6 protein-coding genes are annotated in these 7746 nt (G+C 72.1%); all 6 read left to right on the forward strand.

The window, feature by feature from the left end:
* Nucleotides 1-13: 13 nt before the first annotated feature.
* Nucleotides 14-1645: an L-glutamate gamma-semialdehyde dehydrogenase gene (gene pruA, locus HCN56_RS08790; RefSeq protein WP_167968946.1), complete on the forward strand. Its 1632-nt coding sequence runs from the start codon at nt 14-16 to the stop codon at nt 1643-1645.
* A 222-nt stretch (nt 1646-1867) separates the two neighbouring features.
* Nucleotides 1868-2638 (forward strand): HAD family hydrolase, encoded by a 771-nt coding sequence (locus tag HCN56_RS08795; protein WP_167968947.1) that lies wholly within the window; start codon nt 1868-1870, stop codon nt 2636-2638.
* A 320-nt stretch (nt 2639-2958) separates the two neighbouring features.
* Nucleotides 2959-3093, forward strand: a complete 135-nt coding sequence (locus HCN56_RS26970) for a hypothetical protein (RefSeq protein ID WP_280923255.1) — start codon at nt 2959-2961, stop codon at nt 3091-3093.
* A 129-nt stretch (nt 3094-3222) separates the two neighbouring features.
* A complete protein-coding gene (locus HCN56_RS08800) occupies nt 3223-4263 on the forward strand; it encodes a 3-isopropylmalate dehydrogenase (protein WP_167968948.1) in 1041 nt (346 codons plus the stop codon).
* A 246-nt stretch (nt 4264-4509) separates the two neighbouring features.
* Nucleotides 4510-5610, forward strand: a complete 1101-nt coding sequence (locus tag HCN56_RS08805) for a branched-chain amino acid aminotransferase (protein ID WP_167968949.1) — start codon at nt 4510-4512, stop codon at nt 5608-5610.
* Nucleotides 5611-6094: 484 nt separating this feature from the next.
* Entirely contained in the window at nt 6095-7711 is a 1617-nt protein-coding gene (cimA, locus tag HCN56_RS08810; RefSeq protein WP_167968950.1) for a citramalate synthase, read from the forward strand.
* The last annotated feature ends 35 nt before the right edge of the window (nt 7712-7746 follow it).

Below are 7746 nucleotides of genomic sequence, written 5' to 3' on the forward strand. Positions count from 1 at the left end.
GGAGCCCATGGCCATGGATGCTGTGACCCAGGTCCCCGTGCCGGTGAACGAGCCGGTGCACACCTACGCGCCCGGCAGCCCCGAGCGCGCCCGACTCGAGCACCAGCTCAAGGAGCTCTCCGGCAACCCGATCGACCTCCCGCTGACCATCGGCGGCGTCAAGCGCATGGGCGGCGGCGAGCGCTTCGACGTGGTACAGCCCCACAACCACGCCGCGGTGCTGGGCACCTACGCCAACGCCACGGCCGACGACGCCCGCGACGCCGTCGACGCCGCCCTGGCCGCCGCCCCCGCCTGGCGCGCCATGTCCTTCGACGACCGCGCCGCCGTGATCCTGCGCGCGGCCGAACTGCTTGCCGGCCCCTGGCGGGAGAAGCTGGCCGCCTCCACGATGCTCGGTCAGTCCAAGACCGCGCAGCAGGCCGAGATCGACACCCCGTGCGAGCTGATCGACTTCTGGCGGTTCAACGTCCACTACGCCCGCGAGATCCTCGCGGAGCAGCCGGTCGCCAACGCCCCCGGTGTCTGGAACCGCCTCGACCACCGCCCGCTCGAAGGCTTCGTGTACGCGATCACGCCCTTCAACTTCACCGCGATCGCCGGCAACCTGCCGACGGCTCCGGCGCTGATGGGCAACGTGGTCCTCTGGAAGCCGTCGCCGACCCAGACCCACGCCGCCGTCCTGCTGATGGAGCTGCTGGAGGAGGCCGGGATGCCCCCCGGTGTCATCAACCTCCTCACCGGTGACGGCAAGGAGGTGTCCGAGGTCGCCCTGCACCACCGGGACCTCGCCGGTATCCACTTCACCGGGTCCACCCCGACCTTCCGCTACCTGTGGCGCACCGTCGGCGAGAACATCGAGAACTACCGGGGCTACCCCCGCATCGTCGGCGAGACCGGCGGCAAGGACTTCCTGGTCGCCCACCCCTCCGCCGACCCGGCGGTGCTGAAGACCGCGGTGACCCGCGGCGCCTTCGAGTTCCAGGGCCAGAAGTGCTCCGCCCTCTCCCGGGCGTACATCCCGGCCTCCATCTGGGACAACGGCTTCCGCGACGAACTCGTCGCCGAGGTCGAGGGGCTGCAGATGGGGCCGGTCACCGACCTCTCGAACTTCCTCTCCGCCGTCATCGACGACCGCGCGTTCGCCAAGAACAAGGCGGCCATCGACCGCGCCGCCGCGGACCCGACCTGCGAGATCGTCGCCGGTGGCAGTTATGACGACTCGGTCGGCTGGTTCGTCCGGCCCACCGTCATCACCTGCACCGACCCCGAGAACGAGATCTTCCGGGACGAGTACTTCGGCCCGGTCGTCGCCGTCCACGTCTACGAGGACGACCGCTACGAGGAGATGCTCCACCAGATGGAGTCGGTCGCCGACTACGGGCTGACCGGCGCGGTGATCGCCCGCGACCGCGCGGCCGCGGCACACGCCGCCGAGGTGCTCCGGTACGCCGCCGGCAACTTCTACATCAACGACAAGCCCACCGGGGCCGTCGTCGGCCAGCAGCCCTTCGGCGGCGGCCGGGCGTCCGGCACCAACGACAAGGCCGGCGCCAAGCAGAACCTGATGCGCTGGACGCTGACCCGGGCCATCAAGGAGACCCTCGTCCCGCCGACGGACTACCGCTACCCGCACATGGGCTGATCCCCGAAGGTCCCTGGCCCGCGGCACGCAACGACGCCCGACCGCCCCGCGCACAGCCGCGCGGGGCGGTCGGGCGCCCGCATATGGTGGGCACGGGGGGCACCGGGCCGCCCCGTGCCCGCCGATTCCCCGTGGCGGGGGCCGCCGCCGCACGGCGCGACGTGCTTACCATCGCCCGGAGGCGCACGTGCGCGTACCGGGGCGAAAGGCGGCACCCGAACCATGCCGATCCGTGCAGTCCTGTGGGACATCGACGACACGCTCTTCGACTACTCCGGTGCCGAGCGCGCCGGCGTGCTGAGACATCTGGCCGCCGAGGGGGCGGTGCTCACCAGGTCGGACGCGGCCGACGCCGTGCGGCGCTGGAACGAGGTCATGCGCCTGCACTACGGGCGGTTCGTGCGCGGCGAGCTCACCTTCGGCGAGCAGCGCCGGGAACGGGTCCGCGGGTTTCTCGGCGAACTGCTCGCGGACCACGAGGCCGATGCCTGGTTCGCGCGGTACCGCGAGCACTTCGAAGCGGAATGGCGGGTCTTCTCCGACGTGCTGCCGGCGCTGGACGCGGTGGAGGCGGCGGGCATGCGCCAGGGGTTGCTCTCGAACTCGGCGGCCGCGACCCAGGACCACAAGCTCCGGCGACTCGGCATCCGCGACCGGTTCGAGGTGCTGGTCTGCTCCGACGACCTCGGCTGTGCCAAGCCGGACGCCGCCGCGTTCCATGCGGCCTGCATGGCGATGAACCTGGAGCCCGACGAGGTCGCCTACGTCGGCGACCGGTGGGACACGGACGCCGCCGCAGCGGCGGAGGCCGGCCTCGTGGGCATCTGGCTCGACCGCTCCGGTGCATCCCCGGAGCCCGGCGCGGCGACCGCGTCCCGCATCGCGGGCCTGGCCGAGTTGCTGCCGCTCCTCGTCGAGGACGGGGCCCGCCGGCCCGCCGGGCCCGCGCCGGGCGCATCGGTGGACATCGGCGGTGCGGTGCTGCCGCACTGACGGTCCGCGGGGCGCTCGGCCGGACGCGTCGTGGCGCCCACGGGGCGGGGCCGGGGCCCCACACCTTTCCGTCCTACCGCGACCTGCGGTCTTCCATGATCGCGTCTCAGATACTAGGACGTCCGCCTAGTTGTGGAGACACGGCGGACGGGGTGCTCTAGTTTTGTAGAAGCCGAACCTCTCGCACCATCCAGCGAACGGCGACCGTGGCCTGCGCACGAGGCCGGGCGACCCCCGGCGCGCCGAGCCCCCGCCCCGCGGCTCCCGAAATCTGCATCCCGTTCCCGCACGTCGGGTTCCGAACGGTTGAGGAGCACATCATGCCCACCAACGCACCCACGCGAGTCCGCCACCGCCATGCCGCCCGAGCTGACGACGCCGAGCGCCGCAGCGCCGCCGCGGCTCTCCAGCGCGCGATGGACCGACGGGACAACGGCGGCTCCACCGGGCACTGACCCGGCGCCGTCCGAACGTTCCGGCAGACGGGGTCCGAGCAGGGCCCCGCGCCCCGACGGGCCGTGCGCCGTCGTCCGCATCGCGGACGTTCCGTGTCACACCCTGGACTCAGGTAGTAGGTTCCCCGCATGGCTCGCAGTATTGATCTCGCAGTGATCCCCGGTGACGGCATCGGCCCCGAGGTGGTGGCCGAAGGGCTGAAGGTGCTCAGCGCTGCCCTGCCTCCGGACGTCAAGCTCGCGACCACCGAGTACGACCTCGGCGCGCGACGCTGGCACGCCACCGGTGAGACGCTCCCCGACGCGGAGTTGGACCAGCTCCGCGGCCACGACGCGATCCTTCTCGGAGCAGTGGGGGACCCGGGCGTCCCTTCCGGCGTCCTGGAGCGCGGTCTGCTGCTGAAGCTGCGCTTCGCCTTCGACCACTACGTGAACCTCCGCCCCAGCCGGCTGTTCCCCAACACGGCCACCCCCCTCGCCGGTCGACCCGACATCGACTTCGTCGTGGTCCGCGAGGGCACCGAGGGGCCGTACGTCGGCAACGGCGGCTCCATGCGCACCGGCACCCCCGCCGAGGTCGCCACCGAGGTCAGCCTCAACACGGCCTACGGCGTGGAACGGGTCGTGCGTGACGCCTTCGAGCGCGCCGCGGCGCGGCCGGCCAAGAAGCTCACCCTCGTGCACAAGAACAACGTGCTGGTCCACGCCGGACACCTCTGGTCCCGCACCGTGGAGCGGGTCGGAGCCGAGTACCCCGGCGTCGCCACCGACTACCTGCACGTGGACGCGGCCACCATCTTCCTCGTGACCCAGCCCGAACGCTTCGACGTGATCGTCACCGACAACCTTTTCGGCGACATCCTCACCGACCTCGCAGCCGCCGTGACCGGCGGTATCGGGCTCGCCGCCTCGGGGAACATCAACCCCACCGGCGCCTTCCCGTCGATGTTCGAGCCCGTGCACGGCTCGGCGCCGGACATCGCCGGCACCGGCAAGGCCGACCCCACCGCCACGGTGCTCTCCGCCGCGCTGCTCCTGCGTCACCTCGGCCATGAGGCGGCCGCCGAGAAGATCGAGGACGCCGTCACCGCGGACCTCGCCGAGCGCGACGGTGCGCCGCGGACCACGTCCGCGATCGGCGACGCGCTCGCCTCACGCGTAGCCGTCTGACGGCGGGCCCCACCGGGCCGTCACGCCGTCCCCGCACCGCACCGACCGGACTCCGGCGGTGCGGTGCCTCCTTGTCAGCTCCCCCGCGCCGGCCCGGACCGGCCCTCCGGGCGGTGCTCCGCCCCGCCTCTCCGCACGCCGCCGAACTCCCCTCTGCTGGGACGTCCTAGTACTGTGCACGGACGCGGTGCGCGGCGCCCGAGAAGGCGGCGCGGCCCGCCCACACACCCAGCGAAGGACCCGCAGATGACGACGCCCCTGGCTTTCGACCTGAAGCCGTCCGCACAGCCACTGTCGGACCAGGACCGCGCGGCGGTGCTGGCGGCACCCGGCTTCGGGCGACACTTCACCGACAACATGGTGACCATCCGCTGGAGTGAGGGCCGGGGCTGGCACGACGCCCGGCTCCAGCCCTACGCGCCGCTGCAGATGGACCCCGCCAACATGACGCTGCACTACGCGCAGTCGATCTTCGAGGGGCTGAAGGCCTACCGCCAGCCCGACGGCGGGGTGGCGACCTTCCGGCCGGAGGAGAACGCCCGCCGCTTCCAGCGTTCCGCCCGGCGACTGGCCATGCCCGAACTCCCCGAGGAGACGTTCGTCGAGGCCATCGACCTGCTGATCCGGCAGGACGAGGCCTGGGTGCCCAACGAGCCCGAGCAGTCGCTCTACATCCGCCCGTTCATGTTCGCCACCGAGGTCGGCCTGGGCGTTCGCCCCGCCAACGAGTACCTCTTCATGGTCATCGCCTCCCCGGCCGGCGCCTACTTCCCCGGCGGGGTCAAGCCCGTCTCGGTGTGGCTGTCGGAGGAGTACGTGCGTGCCGCTCCGGGCGGCACCGGGGAGGCCAAGTGCGCGGGCAACTACGCCGCCTCCCTGGTGGCGCAGGCCGAAGCCGCCCAGCACGGATGCGACCAGGTCGTCTGGCTCGACGCGGTCGAGCGCCGCTGGATCGAGGAGATGGGCGGCATGAACCTGTACTTCGTCGAGGGCGCGGGCGACGACGCGCGGATTCTGACACCGGAGCTGACCGGAACCCTGCTGCCCGGCATCACCCGGCTCTCGCTGCTCCAGATCGCCGAGGACCTCGGGTACGCCACCGGTGAGACCCGCCTCACCAAGGACGACTGGCGCGAGGGCAACGCCGACGGCTCCATCTCGGAGGTCTTCGCCTGCGGGACCGCGGCCGTGATCACCCCGGTCGGCTCCGTCAAGTCCACCAGCGCCTCCTGGACCGTGGGCGACGGCGGCCCCGGGCCCGTCACCACCCGGTTGCGCGAGACGCTGCTCGCCGTCCAGTCCGGCAGCGCGCCGGACCCGCACGGCTGGCTCCACCGGGTCATCTGAGCCGTCACGGCCGAAGCACGGCTGCGCTCGCCGCGGGGAAGGCGACGCACGGTGCCGGGCAGCGATGTCCGGCACCGTGCGCTCCGGGGCGCTGGGAGGGGCGTACGGCGACGCCCCACGCCCCGACGGGGCTCGCGGCGGCTCCGCGCCGCCGGGCCCCGCCCCGTGCGGTACACCCTGCCGTGCCTGCCCGGTCCGGATGGTGAGACGAGGGAAGTGGGCCGGTCGCCGGTGTGGAAGACTCGCGCCGTGCTCTCGCTCACCATGATTATGGGTGACAGCGCGCCGGTCCCCAGCGGCCACTGACCTTCCCACCACCGGACGGCAGTGGCGACAAGTGCCACGGACCCGCGCGCAGACCTCTCGCACCCGCGAGGGGTTTTTTCGTTTTCCGGACCACCCCACCGGAGAGCCCCGCGCGGATCGAAGGCAGCAGGAGCGACACGCCCCCCGCGACGTGTCCACCGACAGGAGTCTCACCGCCATGACCACCGACGCCCCGGCCGCCGCCCCGCCGAGCGACGGCTTCCACGTCTTCGACACCACGCTCCGCGACGGAGCCCAGCGTGAGGGCATCAGCCTCACCGTCGCCGACAAGCTCGCCATCGCACGCCTTCTCGACGAGTTCGGCGTCGGCTACATCGAAGGCGGCTGGCCCGGAGCCAACCCCCGGGACACCGAGTTCTTCCAGCGCGCCCAGCGGGAGATCACCTTCCGGCACGCGACGCTGGTCGCCTTCGGCGCGACCAGGAAGGCGGGCACCGCAGCCGCTGACGATCCGCAGGTCAAGGCGCTGGTCGACTCCGGCGCCCCGGTGGTCACCGTCGTCGCCAAGTCCCACGACCGTCATGTGGAGCTGGCGCTGCGCACCACGCTCGAGGAGAACCTCGCGATGGTCCGCGACACGGTCGAGTACCTGCGCTCACGCGGTCGCCGCGTGTTCGTCGACTGCGAGCACTTCTTCGACGGTTACGCCGCCAACCCGGAGTACGCCCGAAGCGTGGTGGCGACCGCCCATGCGGCGGGCGCCGAGGTGGTGATCCTCTGCGACACCAACGGCGGCATGCTGCCCGCGCAGGTGCAGGCAGTGGTCCGCACCGTGCTGACCGACACCGGGGCACGCCTCGGGATCCACGCCCAGGACGACACCGGGTGCGCCGTGGCGAACACCCTCGCCGCGGTCGACGGCGGCGCCAGCCACGTGCAGTGCACCGCCAACGGCTACGGCGAGCGGGTCGGCAACGCCAACCTCTTCCCCGTCGTCGCCGCTCTCGAGCTCAAGTACGGGCGCCGTGTGCTGCCCGAGGGCTGCCTCCCCGAGATGACGCGCATCTCCCACGCCGTCGCCGCGGTGGTCAACCTCTCCCCGGCCACGCACCAGCCCTACGTCGGCGTCTCGGCCTTCGCCCACAAGGCCGGGCTGCATGCCTCCGCGATCAAGGTCGACCCCGACCTCTACCAGCACATCGACCCCGAGCGCGTGGGCAACACGATGCGGATGCTGGTCTCCGACATGGCCGGCCGCGCCTCGGTCGAGCTGAAGGGCAAGGAACTCGGCTACGACCTCGCCGGCGACCGGGAGCTGGTGGGCCGGATCGTCGAACGAACCAAGGAGCGCGAGCTCCAGGGCTACAGCTACGAAGCCGCCGACGCCTCCTTCGAGCTGCTGCTGCGCGACGAGGTGCTGGGTCGCGTCCGCAGGTTCTTCCGCCTGGAGAGCTGGCGCACGATCACCGACCAGCGCGCCGACGGTGGGCTGGAGAACGAGGCCACCGTGAAGCTGTGGGCCAAGGGGACACGCGTCGTCGCCGGGGGAGAGGGCAACGGCCCCGTCCACGCACTCGACCGCGCGTTGCGCAACGGCCTGGAACGGACCTTCCCCGAACTCGCCCGCATGCAGCTCGTGGACTACAAGGTCCGGATCCTCGCCGGCACCCAGGGCACCGAGTCCACGACGCGCGTTCTCGTCACAACCAGTGACGGTTCCGCCGAGTGGTCGACGGTGGGAGTAGCCGACAACGTCATCGCCGCCTCCTGGCAGGCGTTGGACGATGCCTACACCTTCGGCCTGCTCCGAGCAGGGCTGGAGCCCACCGACTGACCGTGCCGCCGCCGTCCCCACGGGGCGGCGGCGCC

Source organism: Streptomyces lonarensis, from assembly GCF_012033735.1.
Classification (GTDB): Bacteria; Actinomycetota; Actinomycetes; order Streptomycetales; family Streptomycetaceae; genus Streptomyces; species Streptomyces lonarensis.

Bases quoted from the DNA above. Each gene is read 5' to 3' on its own strand.
- pruA (WP_167968946.1), top strand. From the start codon at position 14: ATGGATGCTGTGACCCAGGTCCCCGTGCCGGTGAACGAGCCGGTGCAC.
- HCN56_RS08795 (WP_167968947.1), top strand. From the start codon at position 1,868: ATGCCGATCCGTGCAGTCCTGTGGGACATCGACGACACGCTCTTCGAC.
- HCN56_RS26970 (WP_280923255.1), top strand. From the start codon at position 2,959: ATGCCCACCAACGCACCCACGCGAGTCCGCCACCGCCATGCCGCCCGA.
- HCN56_RS08800 (WP_167968948.1), top strand. From the start codon at position 3,223: ATGGCTCGCAGTATTGATCTCGCAGTGATCCCCGGTGACGGCATCGGC.
- HCN56_RS08805 (WP_167968949.1), top strand. From the start codon at position 4,510: ATGACGACGCCCCTGGCTTTCGACCTGAAGCCGTCCGCACAGCCACTG.
- cimA (WP_167968950.1), top strand. From the start codon at position 6,095: ATGACCACCGACGCCCCGGCCGCCGCCCCGCCGAGCGACGGCTTCCAC.